Genomic DNA, 14247 nt, shown 5'->3' with positions numbered 1-14247 from the left:
GGTTCATGCGTTCTCTTTTCCTGGCTGAGGGTTTCGGAAAGCGGCTTCCTGCAAATCTTGGCTGCCGAAAAGTAGACCGTATTAATGTGACCTTGGTATGACGCTACGCAGGGCCGCCTGCCTGCCGGACTCCCTGGCTCGTCCGCGCGAACCAGCCATGGATCAGGCCGCATTGGTAAAACTGCACGGGCGCGTCGAAGCCGGCGGATGCAATGATCCCGCCGACCAGTTTCGGCGCCAGGATGGCAACATCGCGCCGGTACGCCGTCCGCATCTGTTCCAGCTTTTCCTGGCTGAGATCGGCGCCGGCCATGGTGCGCATCCAGACTTCCAGCAGTGCGCCGTAGTGCGACGCATCGACATCGGAAGCGAGATCCGAATTGATCAGCCAGCCGTCCGGGCGCAAACGCTCACGAATGCCGCGGAAGAAACCGGCGCGCTCATCCTGCTGCAGGATGAAGTGCGACACCAGCAGCGAGGTGGCGGCATCGTAGGGTTCCCCGTGCGGCAGCGAATCGAGATAGCCCGCATGAAACGTGCAGCGCGATGCAATGCCCTGCTCTTGCGCCTTGCGGCGGAACACGTCGAGCATCGGCGCCGACGGCTCGACCGCAGTGAAATGCCAGCCCGGGAATTTTTCGGCCAGGGCAATTATCTCCGCACCGGTGCCGGCGCCCACGCACAGGATGTGCGCCTCGGCCGGTAGCCCGGTCAGGACCGCGGCCGCAAGCAAGTGCAGCGCGTCGCGGAACGGCGCCAGCCTGGCCCACTGGCTGTCATAGGCCGAGGCGGCCTGCTGGTTGAACGTGGCCTGGAGTTTTTCGTCGTTCATGGCTTACCCGCCTTCCGTCGTTTCTTTTCAAATCGCTGGTGGAAGTCCGCACTCAGCATCGCCAGCGTCACTTCGCCGAAGCGGGACAGCAGCAATGCCTCGGCGTCATCAAACGTCTTGTTCAGGGCGGCATTAACCGCTTGCTCCACCAGGCAGGCCGGTGTCTCGGTCCTGCTGCCGATGGCCAGCAAGGACGGGCTACCCAACGCCGTATAGACGTCGCGCAAAGTGATTCGATGAAGATCGCAGGTCAGCATCCAGCCGCCGCCATGCCCCTTCTCCGAACTGACATAGCCTTGCTCCCGCAAACCGGCCATGATGCGCCGGATCACCACCGGATTGGTGTCCATGGCTTTCGCCAGCGACTCGGAAGTCATCGGGGTCGGATGTTCGGCAAGGTGCAGCAGCACGTGCAGCACGCCGGATAGTCGGCTGTCTTTTTTCATGTAACTTTTATTATTACATGAAATCGACGGACCGATGTTTTTTGTGCCGCGGCGAGCTGCTCCGCCGGAAAGACGAGAGTGTCCGTAGCCCGATGACCGCTAACGCGGTTGCAAGCGCTTCAGGGCGCCGGCGTTTCCGAAGCGGCGGGAGCCGGCTTGCTGCGGCGGGTCTTGCGGCGCTCGCCATGTTGCATCACGGCCATGCGTTCTTCGTTGGTAAGTTCGAGCATGTCGAGATACACATCTTCCACGGCCTGCTCGTACGACAAAGTCGTATCGAGCGCCATCTTCTCGGTCATGAGTGCGCTGGATTTCTTGAGGTTGCCGTCGCACACGTCGCGGATGAAATCGAGCTTGCGCTGGAAATCCGAAACCGGCGCTTCTTCGCGCAGCTTGTGTCCAAAGCGCAGCCACAACCATCCGGCGCCGAACGAAAATGCGCATGCGCCGATCCAAAGTGATCTCATGTAATTCTCCAGCCGAGTTGTTAATCGTTGTTATGACTCGTCACGCAAAAAATCCCGCGACCTGCATGCAGTGTCCGGAATTCTTCTTGCGATATTTGCTTGGATTTCCCCCCAAGACTTGGCCCGCCGCCATGCTGCCTCGACTATTTTCTGGCATCGGACAGGCGACATTAAGCGACATATTTCGGCGCTTCGCAACACATCTTTACAACATACCAAGGCGACTTTCCGAAGTATTTCCGTAGCGAATTTTTTGTCAGTTTTCCGTCAGCATGGCGAGTCCTTTTTCGAGTCCCAGACGTGCAATCAGACGTCTTGCATCGAAGGGCGCCTTGACCTTGATGTCATTATCGAAATAGCAATACACATCCCTGCTCTTGCGGGCTTTCGGTTTGCTCTCGGACGCACATTGCGCATCCTGCGGCTGCCCGCCCTCGCTCCATTTTTCGATGCGCCGGGCCCAGCGCTCCAGCGCCGGCTTGGTGTAGCCGCTGGCGTACAGTTCCTTGTCGCCATGCAGGCGTAGGTACATGAAGTCGGCGGTGACGTCCTCCAGATACGGCCACTTGCCTGCGGTGTCGGCCACCACCAGCGCGACGTTATATTTGCGCAGCAGCGCAATGAAATCGTCGTCGATAAAACTCTCGTGCCGGATCTCCATGGCATGGCGCAATTTGCGCTTCTTGTCGATCTTGAGCAGGCTGCGCTCCTTCATGCGCGGCTCGCACTGCTGCGCCAGTTCCAGCGCCGTTTCGGTGTCATGCGGCAGCAGGCTGAGAAAGTGTTCCACCAGTTCGGCGTCGTAACGAAAACTCGGCGGGAACTGCCACAGGAACGGGCCCAGTTTTTCCTTGAGGTTGAACACGCCGGAAGCGAATACGTTGGCGAGCGGACCGTCGATGTCGCGCAAGCGCTGGACGTGGGTGATGAAGCGATTTCCCTTGATGCTGAACACGAAGCCCGGCGGCGTCGCGTCATACCAGGTGGCGTAGCTCTGCGGTCGCTGCAAGGCGTAGAACGAGCCGTTGAGTTCGATCGAAGGCAAGGCGCGCGATGCGAATTGCAATTCGTCGGCCTGCTTCAGTCCTTCTGGATAGAAATCTCCGCGCCACGGCGCATAGCGCCAGCCGGAAATGCCGATACGGATTTTTGCCATGGCCGTCACTCCGAAACAATTGATCTGTCAAAGCAGACAGGCACAGGATTTCAGAGTTCACCGGGCGAGCCGATATGAGACATCCGCTGACGGCGTGTCGCACCTGGTCGTCTCCTCGAACCTGCCTGAGCACATGAGGCCGGACACCGATCGAGGGCTTCCCATTCGCGGATCGCGGCCTCGTAGTAACATCCTGCACAGGTCCTGAGAACGGCGCCCCCAACAAGTAAGTAAGCAAGCAAGCAAGTAACACTTCCGATCAACAAGGAAACATCTCCATGACTTATCACGCATCCAACACCCGCTACGAAACCATGCAGTATCGCCAGTGCGGCCGCAGCGGCCTGAAATTGCCGTTGCTGTCGCTGGGCATGTGGCACAACTTCGGCGACACCACCTCGCTGGCGACGCAGCGCGAAATGCTGCGCACCGCCTTCGATCTGGGCATTACGCATTTCGACTTGGCCAACAATTACGGTCCGCCGTACGGCAGCGCGGAAGCCAATTTCGGCCATCTTTTCAAACAGGATTTCCTGCCTTACCGCGATGAACTGATCATCTCGACCAAGGCCGGCTGGGACATGTGGCCCGGCCCCTACGGCCAGGGCGGCGGCTCGCGCAAGTACGTGCTGGCCAGCCTGGACCAGAGCTTGAAACGCATGAACCTGGACTACGTCGACATCTTCTACTCGCACCGCTTCGACCCGGAGACCCCGCTGGAAGAAACCATGGGCGCACTGGCCACCGCCGTGCAGCAAGGCAAGGCGCTGTATGTCGGCGTGTCCTCGTATTCGCCGGAGAAAACCAAAGAAGCCGCCGAACTGCTCAAGCAATGGAAGGTGCCCTGCCTGATCCATCAGCCGTCGTACAACATGTTCAACCGCTGGATCGAGCAAGGCCTGCTCGACGAACTGGAACGCCAGGGCATGGGCTGCATCACCTTCACGGCGCTGGCCCAGGGACTGCTGAGCGACAAGTACCTCAACGGCATTCCGGAAGATGCACGCATCAATCGCGCCGGCGGAGGCTCGCTCAAGAGCGATCACCTCAGCGAGGAAAACCTGCAGCGTGTGCGTGCGCTCAACGACATCGCCAAGGCGCGCGGACAAACGCTGGCGCAGATGGCGCTGGCCTGGGTGCTGCGCGATCCGCGCGTGACGACCACACTGATCGGCGCCAGCAGCAGCAAGCAAATTCGCGAGAACGTCGCGGCGCTGGACAAGCTCGGCTTCAGCGCCGACGAACTGGCCGCCATCGACAAGCAGGCGCAGGACGGTCATCTCAATTTGTGGGAAGTGTCCTCGCGCCACAAGTAATCCTGCCGCGCAGGTAAAAACGGGCCCGCCGCCATTCCCTGTTCTGTATGGCGATGGGCCCGTTTCATGTCAAAGCAGGAACTGAATCAAGCCTTACCCAGCGCTGCCGCCACCGATGCCGACAGGGACACGGTCGGGTGGCCGATCAGCGCCGACAATTGACGGCTGTCATCAAACAAGGCGCCCTTCGACGCCGCCGTGTCGGAATCGGAAAGCAGAACGGCGATCACTTCCGGCAGGCCGAAACCGAGCAGCGCCGCCTTGTAATCGGCTTCGGGAATGTTGCGGTATTCCACCGGCTTGCCCGACTGACGCGCTGCTTCCGCTGCCAGTTCGCTCAGCGTGTAGGCGCTATCGCCGGCCAGTTCATACACCTTGCCTGCATGGCCGCTGCCGCTCAGCACGGCTGCCGCCGCCTCGGCGTAGTCGCTGCGTGGGGCCGAAGAGATGCGGCCGTCGCCGGCGCTGCCGTAGATCGCGCCATTGGCGACTGCCGTCGCTACGCCGGCGGTGTAGTTCTCGGTATACCAGCCGTTGCGCAGGATGACGGCCGGCACGCCGCTGTCCTTGATGGCTTGTTCGGTGTGCTTGTGTTCGGCCGCCAGCCCGAGTGTCGAGGTGTCGGCGTGCAGCACGCTGGTGTATGCCAGCAGCTTCACGCTGGCGCGCCTGGCGGCGTCGATCACGGCGCGATGCTGGTTCAGTCGTTCGCCGATTTCGTTGGAAGAAATCAGCAGGACTTTTTCTGCGCCTTGCAGCGCGCTGTCGAGGCTGGCGGGGTGGGTGTAATCGGCGCGGCGCACCTGCACACCGAGCGCGGCCAGGTCGGCGGCCTTTTCAGGGCTGCGCACGGCGGCGACGATGTGCGCTGCCGGGACGGTTTTCAACAATGCTGCGATGACGAGACGGCCCAATTGGCCGGTGGCTCCGGTGACGACGATCATGACAATTTCCTGTTCGGTGAAGTGAAAGAAATTGCAGCTTAGACGATACACTTACTTTTAGTAAGTACGCACAAAAAGGTTAGTGTAAAATGATCGCCATGAATACACGAAACCCCGCACGAGACCCCCTTGCCGACCACGTTTCGCTGAAGGACCGCATGCAGCGCGGTGAGTTGTTTTCCGCCGACTGCCCGTCGCGCGCCGTGCTCAAGCACATCACCAGCCGCTGGGGCGTGCTGTTGTTGGTTGCCCTGCTGGGCGGCACACATCGCTTCAGCGACCTTCGCCGCAAGGTCGGCGGCGTCAGCGAAAAGATGCTGGCGCAGACGCTGCAAGAGCTGGAAGGCGACGGCCTGGTGATTCGCAAATCGTATGACGTAGTGCCGCCGCACGTTGACTACACGCTGTCGCCGCTGGGGCTGGAAGCGGCCCAGCGCATCGAGACGCTGACCGACTGGATCGAGATGAGTTTGCCGCGCATCATGGCGGCGAGGCAGGAAAAGGAAGAGGGAAAGGAAGACGCAAAGGAAGGACGAGCTGGCAAGTGAAATCCGCCCGGAAAATAAAAAAGGCCCTGCTGAATGCGGGCCTTGTTTATTTGTACTGCTGTTCAAACTGGGGTGGCTGACGGGGCTCGAACCCGCGACAACAGGAATCACAATCCTGGACTCTACCAACTGAGCTACAGCCACCACTGCATGACCAAGACCTGAATTACTGCCTTGAGTCAGTGAAGCAAAAGATTATACAAAACTGTACGGCTTCTGGCAAATGAAATAGTCGCCTCGATGAAATTTGCCGGAATCCCCGGCGATGGTGCCTAATTCGTCGCGATCTGGCGTACTTCTGCGTCCATCTTGAGCAGATTGCGCAAAGCGGTCGACAATGTGCCGGCGCCGGCGGTGGTATAGGCCACCAGAGTTCCGTCATTTTCAGCAGCATCGCCGGAACGCATCAAGGACTTCGCCTCCAGCAAACGACTCAATTGCCGCGTCACCGCTTCACCGGTATCGATGACGAGGGGCGCAACGCAACCGGCGTGCCGCGCCGCCGACTCGATCAACTCGCGTACAAACGGATAGTGGGTGCAACCGAGCACCAGCGTATCGGCGCCCTGCGCAATCAGCGGCATCACGTAGCGATCCACCAGTGCTGCGGTAGCCGGCGATTGCAGCTCGCCCTTCTCGATCTGATCGACCAGTCCGACGCAGGCTTGCGAAATGAATTGCACCTTGCCGGCCGCGGCGATCTGTTCGCGCAAGGCGATGAAGCGCGCGCTCGCCAATGTGCTGCGCGTGGCCAGTACCCCAACCACGCCGCTCTTGCTGTGCAGCGCCGCCGGCTTCAGGCCGGGCTCGATGCCGACCACGATCAATGCCGGCCACTGCAAGCGGATCGCCTGGATCGCCGCTGCGGTGGCGGTGTTGCACGCCACCACCAGGGCCTTGATGCCCTGCCCGATCAGGAAGCCGGCAATCGCCAGCGAGCGTTCGACGATCTGCTGCTCGTCCTTGTCGCCATAGGGCGCGTAGCCGGAGTCGGCAAAGTACAGCAAGTGCTCCTGCGGCAAGGCCGCGCGTACGTGACGCAGCACCGACAAGCCGCCGATGCCGGAATCGAAAATGCCGACGGGCGCATCACGATCAGTGTGAGCGTCCGCCGGCATCGGTGTTGCTGGTGAAACTGCTGCGGTCATCGGCGAGCGACTCCCGCTTGTGGCTTCGGTTGATGCGTCCGCTGTTGCATCGTTATGCAGTCGTGACCGCAATCTTGCTCAGCGCAGTGTTGGTCGCGATCTTTTCCTTCCACTCGGCAGGACCGGTGTTATGCACCGAGATACCGTTGGCGTCGACCGCGACGGTGACCGGCATGTCCTTGACGTCGAACTCGTAGATCGCTTCCATGCCCAGGTCCGCAAAACCCAGCACCTTGGCCGACTTGATCGCCTTCGACACCAGATAGGCCGAGCCGCCGACCGCCATCAGGTAGGCCGACTTGTGTTTCTTGATCGCCTCGATTGCGGCCGGGCCGCGTTCGGATTTGCCGATCATGGAAATCAGGCCGGTCTGCTCCAGCATCATGTCGGTGAACTTGTCCATGCGCGTAGCCGTAGTCGGACCGGCAGGACCGACGACTTCGTCGCGCACCGGATCAACCGGACCGACGTAATAGATCACGCGGTTGGTGAAGTCGACCGGCAGCTTCTCGCCCTTGGCCAGCATCTCCTGGATACGCTTGTGCGCGGCGTCGCGGCCGGTCAGCATCTTGCCGTTCAGCAGCAGGGTCTGGCCCGGCTTCCACGAAGCGACTTCTTCCTTGGTCAGCGTGTCGAGGTCGACGCGCTTCGACTTTTCGGTGTCCGGCACCCAGTGCACTTCCGGCCATTCGGACAGCGACGGCGGCTCCATGTAGGCCGGGCCGGAGCCATCCAGCACGAAGTGGCCGTGACGGGTTGCCGCACAGTTCGGGATCATCGCGACCGGCTTGGACGCGGCGTGCGTCGGATACATCGCGATCTTGACGTCGAGCACGGTGGTCAGGCCGCCCAGGCCTTGTGCGCCGATGCCGAGCGCGTTGACCTTGTCGCACAGTTCGATGCGCAATTCTTCGGTCTTGTTTTGCGGACCGCGCTGCTTCAGTTCGTACATGTCGATGTCGTCCATCAGCACTTCCTTGGCCATCAGCATGGCCTTCTCGGCAGTGCCGCCGATGCCGATGCCGAGCATGCCCGGCGGACACCAGCCGGCGCCCATGGTCGGCACGGTCTTGAGGACCCAGTCGACCAGGTTGTCGGAGGGATTGAGCATGACGAACTTGGTCTTGTTCTCCGAACCGCCGCCCTTGGCTGCGATACGCACGTCGACGGTATTGCCCGGCACCAGTTCCACGTGCACCACGGCCGGCGTGTTGTCCTTGGTGTTCTTGCGGTCGAATTGCGGGTCGGCCACGATCGACGCGCGCAGCACGTTGTCCGGATGGCTGTAACCCTGGCGCACGCCTTCATTGACGGCGTCGGTGATGGAGCCGCTGCCGAAACCTTCGAAGCGCACGCCCATGCCGACCCGCAGGAACACGTTCACGATGCCGGTGTCCTGGCAGATCGGGCGCTTGCCTTCGGCGCACATGCGCGAGTTGGTCAGGATCTGGGCGATGGAATCCTTGGCTGCCGGGTTTTGCTCCAGCTCATAGGCGCGCGCCAGATGCTGGATGTAGTCCACCGGATGGTAGTAGCTGATGTATTGCAGCGCGGCGGCCACGGATTCGATGAGATCGTCTTGCTTGATGATGGTCATGGCTGGTTCTCTCGGGTTGAATGAAAAATCTCTTTAGTGTGCTTCCGGCGGCTCAGCGGAAACTGCGGGATGGCTCATGAGCCGGTCGCAATAGGCGATCGCCATGGCGGACAACAGGAAGGTGATATGGATGCCGGTCTGCGCCAGCAACGTCTTGACGTCGTACAGATTGGCGTTGATGAAGGTCTTGAGCAGATGGATCGACGAGATGCCGATGATCGCCGTGGCCAGCTTGACCTTCAGCACCGAGGCATTCACGTGCGACAGCCACTCGGGCTGGTCGGGATGGCTTTCGAGGTTCATGCGCGAGACGAAGGTCTCGTAGCCGCCCACGATCACCATGATCAGCAGATTCGAGATCATCACCACGTCGATCAGCGCCAGCACCACCAGCATGATGGTTTGCTCGTTGAGCTTTTCGGGACGCAGCGCGCCTTCGATGGCGACCGCGTCGAGGATGTGCTCCAACGAGGCTGCATTGCCCATGGCCGCACCGATCAGGTCGCTCAGCTCGACCCAGAAGTGATAGACGTAGACGCACTGCGCCAGGATCAGGCCGAGGTACAAAGGCAGCTGCAACCACCGGCTCATGAAAATCAGATTGGGCAGGATGCCGATCTTTTTACCGGAAGGGGTGGAGCGAGTGTCTTTCATTGGCGCGGATCTCAAAATGAAACAGTGATGTGAGCAGGCTGTCGGCCTCGCCTCACGGTGGCTCGCGTGCATTCAGGCGGGCGAATTCAGGCCGCTATTTTACACTCCCTTGCCGCTTTCTTGGCTGTGTGCGCTCTGCCGGAGATCGCCACAGATGCGATAATGCACTCTGGCAATACCGCCGCACAAACTTCGCTGCATCCTTGCGGTCAGACCCTTTGATGTAGCGCAAGCGCTTGCGCAGCGGCCTTCCCCGCCTCCGATCAATTCCGAATGTGTAAGGACTGAGTAAGTGAAAACGCCTATGTTTTGCAAAAAGCAAAACCGATAGTTTCGCGGGACGCAAAACCATCGGCTTTTGGATAAAGCAAAAATCATCAATCGCAGGAGACTAATCGTGGCAGACATCGAAACATTCAAGCAAGAAAACCGTGTATTCGCTCCACCGGCAGAGTTCGTCAAGAACGCCGCCGTGTCCGGCATGGACGGCTATAACGCCTTGTGCGCCGAAGCCGAGCGCGACTACGAAGGCTTCTGGGCCCGCCTCGCACGTGAAAACCTGCAATGGAAAAAGCCCTTCACCAAGACCCTGAACGAAGCCGATGCGCCGTTCTACAAATGGTTTGAAGACGGCAAGATCAACGTCTCGTACAACTGCCTCGACGTCAACCTGGAAAACGGCAACGCCGACAAGACCGCCGTCATCTTCGAATCCGACGACGCCAAGGTCACCCGCGTCACCTATCGCGAACTGCACAAGAAAGTCTGCCACTTCGCCAACGGCCTGAAATCGCTCGGCGTCAAGAAAGGCGACCGCGTCGTCATCTACATGCCGATGTCGGTCGAAGGCGTCGCCGCCATGCAAGCCTGCGCACGCATCGGCGCCACGCACTCGGTGGTGTTCGGCGGCTTCTCCGCCAAATCGCTGCAGGAACGCGTGATCGATGCCGGCGCAGTCGCCGTCATCACCGCCGACTACCAGGTGCGCGGCGGCAAGCAATTGCCGCTGAAATCCATCGTCGACGAAGCGCTCGCCATGGGCGGCTGCGACACGATCAGGAACGTGGTTGTCTACAAGCGCGCCGGCGCCGACATCAACTGGGTCGAAGGCCGCGACCTGTGGCTGCACGACGTCGTCGCCAACCAGCCCGACGCCTGCGAACCTGAATGGGTCGACGCAGAACATCCGCTGTTCATCCTCTACACCTCCGGCTCCACCGGCAAACCGAAGGGCGTCCAACACGCTTCCGGCGGCTACCTGCTGTGGGCCGTGCTGACGATGAAGTGGACCTTCGACATCAAGCCGGACGACGTCTACTGGTGCACCGCCGACATCGGCTGGATCACAGGCCACACCTACATCGCCTACGGCCCGCTGGCAGTCGGCGCGACCCAGATCGTGTTCGAAGGCGTGCCGACCTATCCGAACGCCGGCCGTTTCTGGGACATGGTGCAGCGTCACAAGGCAACGATTTTCTACACCGCCCCGACCGCGATCCGCTCGCTGATCAAGGCCGCCGAAGCCGACGAAAAAATCCATCCCAAGCAATACGACCTGTCGTCGCTGCGCCTGCTGGGTTCGGTCGGCGAACCGATCAATCCGGAAGCCTGGATGTGGTACTACAAAAACATCGGCCAGGAAAAATGCCCCATCGTCGACACCTTCTGGCAAACCGAAACCGGCGGTCACATGATCTCGCCGCTGCCGGGCGCAACGCCGCAAGTGCCGGGCTCCTGCACGCTGCCGCTGCCGGGCATCACCGCCGCCATCGTCGATGAAACCGGCAACGACCTGCCCAACGGCACCGGCGGCATCCTGGTCGTCAAGCGTCCATGGCCGTCGATGATCCGCACCATCTGGAACGACCCCGAGCGCTTCAAGAAGAGCTACTTCCCCGAAGAGTTCGGCGGCAAGGTCTACCTCGCCGGCGACGGCGCGATCCGCAACAAGGACACCGGCTACTTCACCATCACCGGCCGCATCGACGACGTGCTCAACGTCTCCGGTCACCGCATGGGCACGATGGAGATCGAATCCGCGCTGGTCGCCAACCCCATCGTGGCCGAAGCCGCCGTGGTCGGCAAACCGGACGAAACCACCGGCGAATCGATCTGCGCCTTCGTGGTCCTGAAGCGCCCTCGCCCGACCGGCGACGAAGCCAAGGCCATCGCGAAGGAACTGCGCGACTGGGTCGCCAAGGAAATCGGCCCGATCGCCAAGCCCAAGGAAATCCGTTTCGGCGACAACCTGCCCAAGACCCGCTCCGGCAAGATCATGCGCCGCCTGCTGCGCGTGCTGGCCAAGGGCGAAGACATCACGCAGGACATCTCGACCCTGGAAAACCCGGCCATCCTGGACCAGCTCAAGGAAGCACAATAGGCCGAAATCAAGCGGAAAGGCGCCCTGTTCCCGGCCGCAAGCCCCATCTGCACCGGGAATGCCAATCTGACAAGAAATAATGGCGATGCCGCAACGCATCGCCATTATTTTATGGGGGACAGTGCAAAACCATCTCATTTCCTGAAAAATGTTGCTATAATCAGCGGCTTCGCTAAAAACGAAGCCAAATTCCGGAGAGATGGATGAGTGGTTGAAGTCGCACGCCTGGAAAGCGTGTATAGGTTAATAGCCTATCGGGGGTTCGAATCCCCCTCTCTCCGCCAAGTATACGTTCCAAGAAGTTCCAAGAAGTTCCAAGAAGTCCAAGAACCCGCATAAAGCTTAATGCTTATGCGGGTTTTTTGTTTTTTAACGTTCAACAACGTTCATTTACTTCCAAAGATTTTAGGGGTACTTTTAGGGGTATTCAAAATCCAGAATAAAAAAAGTACCCCATGCCTTTAACAGATGTTGCTTGCCGTAGCGCTAAGCCTAAAGACAAAGACTACAAAATAGCGGATAGCGGCGGCTTGTTCCTCCTAGTCCAGCCGAATGGAAGCAAGTTTTGGCGACTTAAATACCGATACCTACAGAAAGAAAAATTACTTTCTATTGGAAAGTACCCCATCTTTTCGCTTGCTGATGCACGTGAAAAACGTGATGAGGCAAAACGCTTGCTGATTAACGGGGTCGATCCTTCAGAGAAAAAACGCAGCGAAAAGCAAAGTCAAATTTTAAATAGCTCAAACACTTTCGAGATCATGGCACGTGAGTGGCACAAGACTAACTATGATCGATGGACACCGAAACATGCTGCAAACATTCTTCATCGCCTAGAAATGGACATCTTCCCTACACTAGTGTTGATTTGCGCCGAAAATTGACCCACTTTGCCGCATAAATTGCACCGAGAATTGACCCACGTATAGAACACAATTCTGCTTATGACCATAAGCAGGAGATCGGAGTGATCGACGTGGCATTATTAGGCATTATTCGACGCTGGCACCTTCGTGACCAGGTCTCATTGCGAGAGATATCCAGACGTTTGGGCATCTCACGCAACACCGTCAGGCGGTATATCCGCGCTGAAACCATCGAGCCAGCCTATGCAGATAGGCGTCCCCGGAGCTCTCTAGATAAATACACACTAAAACTCTCAGCGTGGTTAAAGACCGAGGCGGTCAAATCACGCAAGCAGCGCCGTACCTTAAAGCAGCTCCACTTAGAGCTGCGATCCTTGGGTTATGAGGGGTCGTACGATCGCGTGGCAGCCTTCGCAAGACGCTGGAAGGTGGATCAATTGGAGAGGGTCAATTCCGCGAGCAAATCAACATGCGTAGTTTTTGCGCATCCATGTATTCGAAAAAGTCCGTAAAATTTTCGTGTATCGCAGAAGGATCACCGTTTGCAAATGCACGTACTGCAATTGCTCCTCTAGTATCGATAGAGCCAAATAAAAACTTCTCTATTTCATCGTTGAAAGTATCGCCGAAACGGGTCGTGTACAGATCGTATTCACAGAAGCATTTCGCTGGCCCCCAAATGTGCTGATCGTTAAGGGCAATAACGCGGCCATCGGGCAGGATGCGTTCCTCGGGCTGCTGATTTAGGTAGGGCATACGAGTCTGACCGACTCCGTGGAAATCGTACTGGTACCACTCAGGAACATAATGATTATTTCTTGTGACTTGCCTCATATGCGCTCCAAGGGGCGCACATGCTCCGCCTCCATGCTTTGTTAAAAGTAACTGATGCGTCGCATGATTGCTTAAAACTGAACAGCGACTTTTATACTTATTTTGGAATCACTAACTGTTACGAGGACGACGAGACCGTTAGTCGATTTTAGCATTTACGTGCCAGTCGTATTTTTTCGCTTTACGTCGGAAATTTTATTTAATTTTCACCGACGGGAAAAATAAAGGGGGTACATTCGGGGGTACGTTTTTAGAAATGTTTTTGTTTCTTCCGTATTCTAGAGACATCTAGAGCAGAATGGTAATTCCCCTCTCGTCAGAATAAAAATGCCCGCGCAAGCGGGCATTTTTATTTGTTGTCCCCATTTTGTTTGCGCAGCAAACCCTATTCTCGGAGAGAAGTAAGCCGCCTGCGCGGCTTACACGGGGGATTCGAAGGGAATCGCTTGCAAGCGCTTCCCCTACCCAGAAAATTCAGGCAAATTCACGCATTCAAACAGTATTGCGTTATGACGCAGATGCGTCGTAGGGGAGCTCATGTCGAAATGAGGTAAATATGAATGAACGTGTTTCCACACCCGCAGAACTGATTTCTCGCCTTCGTCTCCTGCCGCATCCTGAGGGCGGTCACTTCAGGGAAACCTATCGTGCCGCAATGGAAGTTGCGCGAGCAAGCGATGGACTCATCCGCTCAGCCTCAACTGCGATCTACTATTTGCTATGCGCCGGTGAGAGATCTGCCTGGCATCGGATCAAGTCCGATGAAATGTGGCATTTCTATGACGGGTCGCCCCTGCACATTTACGTCCTCGAGCAGACCGGCAATCTGACCGTGCTCCGCTTGGGCAATCCCGTGATCCACGACGGCGCAGAATTCCAGGCATTGGTGCCTGCCGGCGCTTGGTTCGCCGCGGAATGCGCAGATCCGCAAGGCCATTCCCTGGTTGGATGCACGGTGGCCCCGGGCTTCGAATTCGAGGAATTCGAACTCGCCGACAAAGAGGTGCTCACGCGGACCTGGCCTCAGCATGCGCAGGTGATTGAACGCCTCGCGTAAAG

At 58.5% G+C, this 14247-nt stretch carries 14 protein-coding genes, 2 tRNA genes and 1 pseudogene; 7 read left to right on the top strand and 10 right to left on the bottom strand.

Annotated features, from left to right (window positions below):
* Positions 1–103: 103 nt before the first annotated feature.
* From F506_RS09930 to F506_RS09915, 4 genes are all read right to left on the bottom strand, one after another.
* Complete coding sequence (locus F506_RS09930) at positions 104–832, bottom strand: class I SAM-dependent methyltransferase (protein ID WP_053197053.1); 729 nt, start codon at positions 830–832, stop codon at positions 104–106.
* Entirely contained in the window at positions 829–1278 is a 450-nt protein-coding gene (locus F506_RS09925) for an Rrf2 family transcriptional regulator (RefSeq protein ID WP_053197051.1), read from the bottom strand. The genes F506_RS09930 and F506_RS09925 overlap by 4 nt, the downstream gene beginning before the upstream one ends.
* Positions 1279–1397: 119 nt before the next feature.
* The gene (locus F506_RS09920) at positions 1398–1745 is read right to left on the bottom strand and encodes a hypothetical protein (RefSeq protein WP_053197049.1); all 348 of its coding nucleotides are present in this window, start codon (positions 1743–1745) and stop codon (positions 1398–1400) included.
* A 256-nt stretch (positions 1746–2001) separates the two neighbouring features.
* Complete coding sequence (locus F506_RS09915) at positions 2002–2901, bottom strand: DUF72 domain-containing protein (protein ID WP_053197047.1); 900 nt, start codon at positions 2899–2901, stop codon at positions 2002–2004.
* A 278-nt stretch (positions 2902–3179) separates the two neighbouring features.
* Here F506_RS09915 and mgrA point away from each other — a divergent pair, with 278 nt between their 5' ends.
* Positions 3180–4217: an L-glyceraldehyde 3-phosphate reductase gene (gene mgrA / locus F506_RS09910; RefSeq protein ID WP_053197045.1), complete on the top strand. Its 1038-nt coding sequence runs from the start codon at positions 3180–3182 to the stop codon at positions 4215–4217.
* 86 nt (positions 4218–4303) lie between these two features.
* Here the strand turns inward: mgrA and F506_RS09905 are convergent, their stop codons facing one another.
* Positions 4304–5161, bottom strand: a complete 858-nt coding sequence (locus tag F506_RS09905; RefSeq protein WP_053197043.1) for an SDR family oxidoreductase — start codon at positions 5159–5161, stop codon at positions 4304–4306.
* Positions 5162–5259: 98 nt separating this feature from the next.
* Between F506_RS09905 and F506_RS09900 the strand changes: the two genes are divergently transcribed.
* Positions 5260–5709 carry a winged helix-turn-helix transcriptional regulator gene (locus F506_RS09900; protein WP_053201447.1) on the top strand — a complete coding sequence of 150 codons (450 nt, stop codon included), beginning with the start codon at positions 5260–5262 and terminating at the stop codon, positions 5707–5709.
* Positions 5710–5777: 68 nt separating this feature from the next.
* On the opposite strand, the gene F506_RS09895 is transcribed toward F506_RS09900, so the two are convergent.
* From F506_RS09895 to F506_RS09880, 4 genes are all read right to left on the bottom strand, one after another.
* Positions 5778–5853, bottom strand: a tRNA-His gene (locus F506_RS09895).
* Between the two features lie 128 nt (positions 5854–5981).
* A complete protein-coding gene (gene murI, locus F506_RS09890) occupies positions 5982–6857 on the bottom strand; it encodes a glutamate racemase (protein ID WP_053197041.1) in 876 nt (291 codons plus the stop codon).
* A gap of 52 nt (positions 6858–6909) precedes the next feature.
* A complete protein-coding gene (locus F506_RS09885) occupies positions 6910–8454 on the bottom strand; it encodes a fumarate hydratase (RefSeq protein WP_053197039.1) in 1545 nt (514 codons plus the stop codon).
* 33 nt (positions 8455–8487) lie between these two features.
* A complete protein-coding gene (locus tag F506_RS09880; RefSeq protein WP_053197036.1) occupies positions 8488–9108 on the bottom strand; it encodes a YqhA family protein in 621 nt (206 codons plus the stop codon).
* 397 nt (positions 9109–9505) lie between these two features.
* On the opposite strand from F506_RS09880, the gene acs reads away from it, so the two are divergent.
* The 4 genes and pseudogenes from acs to F506_RS22665 all read left to right on the top strand — a co-directional run.
* Entirely contained in the window at positions 9506–11488 is a 1983-nt protein-coding gene (acs, locus tag F506_RS09875; protein ID WP_053197034.1) for an acetate--CoA ligase, read from the top strand.
* Between the two features lie 193 nt (positions 11489–11681).
* Positions 11682–11772 (top strand) — tRNA-Ser (locus F506_RS09870).
* Between the two features lie 171 nt (positions 11773–11943).
* A complete protein-coding gene (locus tag F506_RS22670) occupies positions 11944–12372 on the top strand; it encodes a tyrosine-type recombinase/integrase (protein ID WP_083457731.1) in 429 nt (142 codons plus the stop codon).
* Positions 12373–12455: 83 nt separating this feature from the next.
* Positions 12456–12830: pseudogene (locus F506_RS22665) on the top strand (helix-turn-helix domain-containing protein); the annotation flags it as partial.
* Here F506_RS22665 and F506_RS23465 read toward each other — a convergent pair.
* A complete protein-coding gene (locus F506_RS23465; protein ID WP_053197032.1) occupies positions 12802–13188 on the bottom strand; it encodes a hypothetical protein in 387 nt (128 codons plus the stop codon). The pseudogene F506_RS22665 and the gene F506_RS23465 sit on opposite strands and share 29 nt — an antisense overlap.
* Positions 13189–13744: 556 nt before the next feature.
* Here F506_RS23465 and F506_RS09860 point away from each other — a divergent pair.
* Positions 13745–14245: a cupin domain-containing protein gene (locus F506_RS09860; protein ID WP_053197030.1), complete on the top strand. Its 501-nt coding sequence runs from the start codon at positions 13745–13747 to the stop codon at positions 14243–14245.
* Positions 14246–14247 lie beyond the last annotated feature (2 nt).

The sequence above is a fragment of the Herbaspirillum hiltneri N3 genome (assembly GCF_001267925.1).
Taxonomy (GTDB): Bacteria; Pseudomonadota; Gammaproteobacteria; order Burkholderiales; family Burkholderiaceae_D; genus Herbaspirillum; species Herbaspirillum hiltneri.
Note: the sequence above shows the minus strand (reverse complement) of the source record. Positions and strands in the feature narration are given on the sequence as shown.

Bases quoted from the DNA above. Each gene is read 5' to 3' on its own strand.
- F506_RS09930 (WP_053197053.1), bottom strand. From the start codon at position 832: ATGAACGACGAAAAACTCCAGGCCACGTTCAACCAGCAGGCCGCCTCG.
- F506_RS09925 (WP_053197051.1), bottom strand. From the start codon at position 1,278: ATGAAAAAAGACAGCCGACTATCCGGCGTGCTGCACGTGCTGCTGCAC.
- F506_RS09920 (WP_053197049.1), bottom strand. From the start codon at position 1,745: ATGAGATCACTTTGGATCGGCGCATGCGCATTTTCGTTCGGCGCCGGA.
- F506_RS09915 (WP_053197047.1), bottom strand. From the start codon at position 2,901: ATGGCAAAAATCCGTATCGGCATTTCCGGCTGGCGCTATGCGCCGTGG.
- mgrA (WP_053197045.1), top strand. From the start codon at position 3,180: ATGACTTATCACGCATCCAACACCCGCTACGAAACCATGCAGTATCGC.
- F506_RS09905 (WP_053197043.1), bottom strand. From the start codon at position 5,161: ATGATCGTCGTCACCGGAGCCACCGGCCAATTGGGCCGTCTCGTCATC.
- F506_RS09900 (WP_053201447.1), top strand. From the start codon at position 5,260: ATGAATACACGAAACCCCGCACGAGACCCCCTTGCCGACCACGTTTCG.
- murI (WP_053197041.1), bottom strand. From the start codon at position 6,857: ATGACCGCAGCAGTTTCACCAGCAACACCGATGCCGGCGGACGCTCAC.
- F506_RS09885 (WP_053197039.1), bottom strand. From the start codon at position 8,454: ATGACCATCATCAAGCAAGACGATCTCATCGAATCCGTGGCCGCCGCG.
- F506_RS09880 (WP_053197036.1), bottom strand. From the start codon at position 9,108: ATGAAAGACACTCGCTCCACCCCTTCCGGTAAAAAGATCGGCATCCTG.
- F506_RS22670 (WP_083457731.1), top strand. From the start codon at position 11,944: ATGCCTTTAACAGATGTTGCTTGCCGTAGCGCTAAGCCTAAAGACAAA.
- F506_RS23465 (WP_053197032.1), bottom strand. From the start codon at position 13,188: ATGAGGCAAGTCACAAGAAATAATCATTATGTTCCTGAGTGGTACCAG.
- F506_RS09860 (WP_053197030.1), top strand. From the start codon at position 13,745: ATGAATGAACGTGTTTCCACACCCGCAGAACTGATTTCTCGCCTTCGT.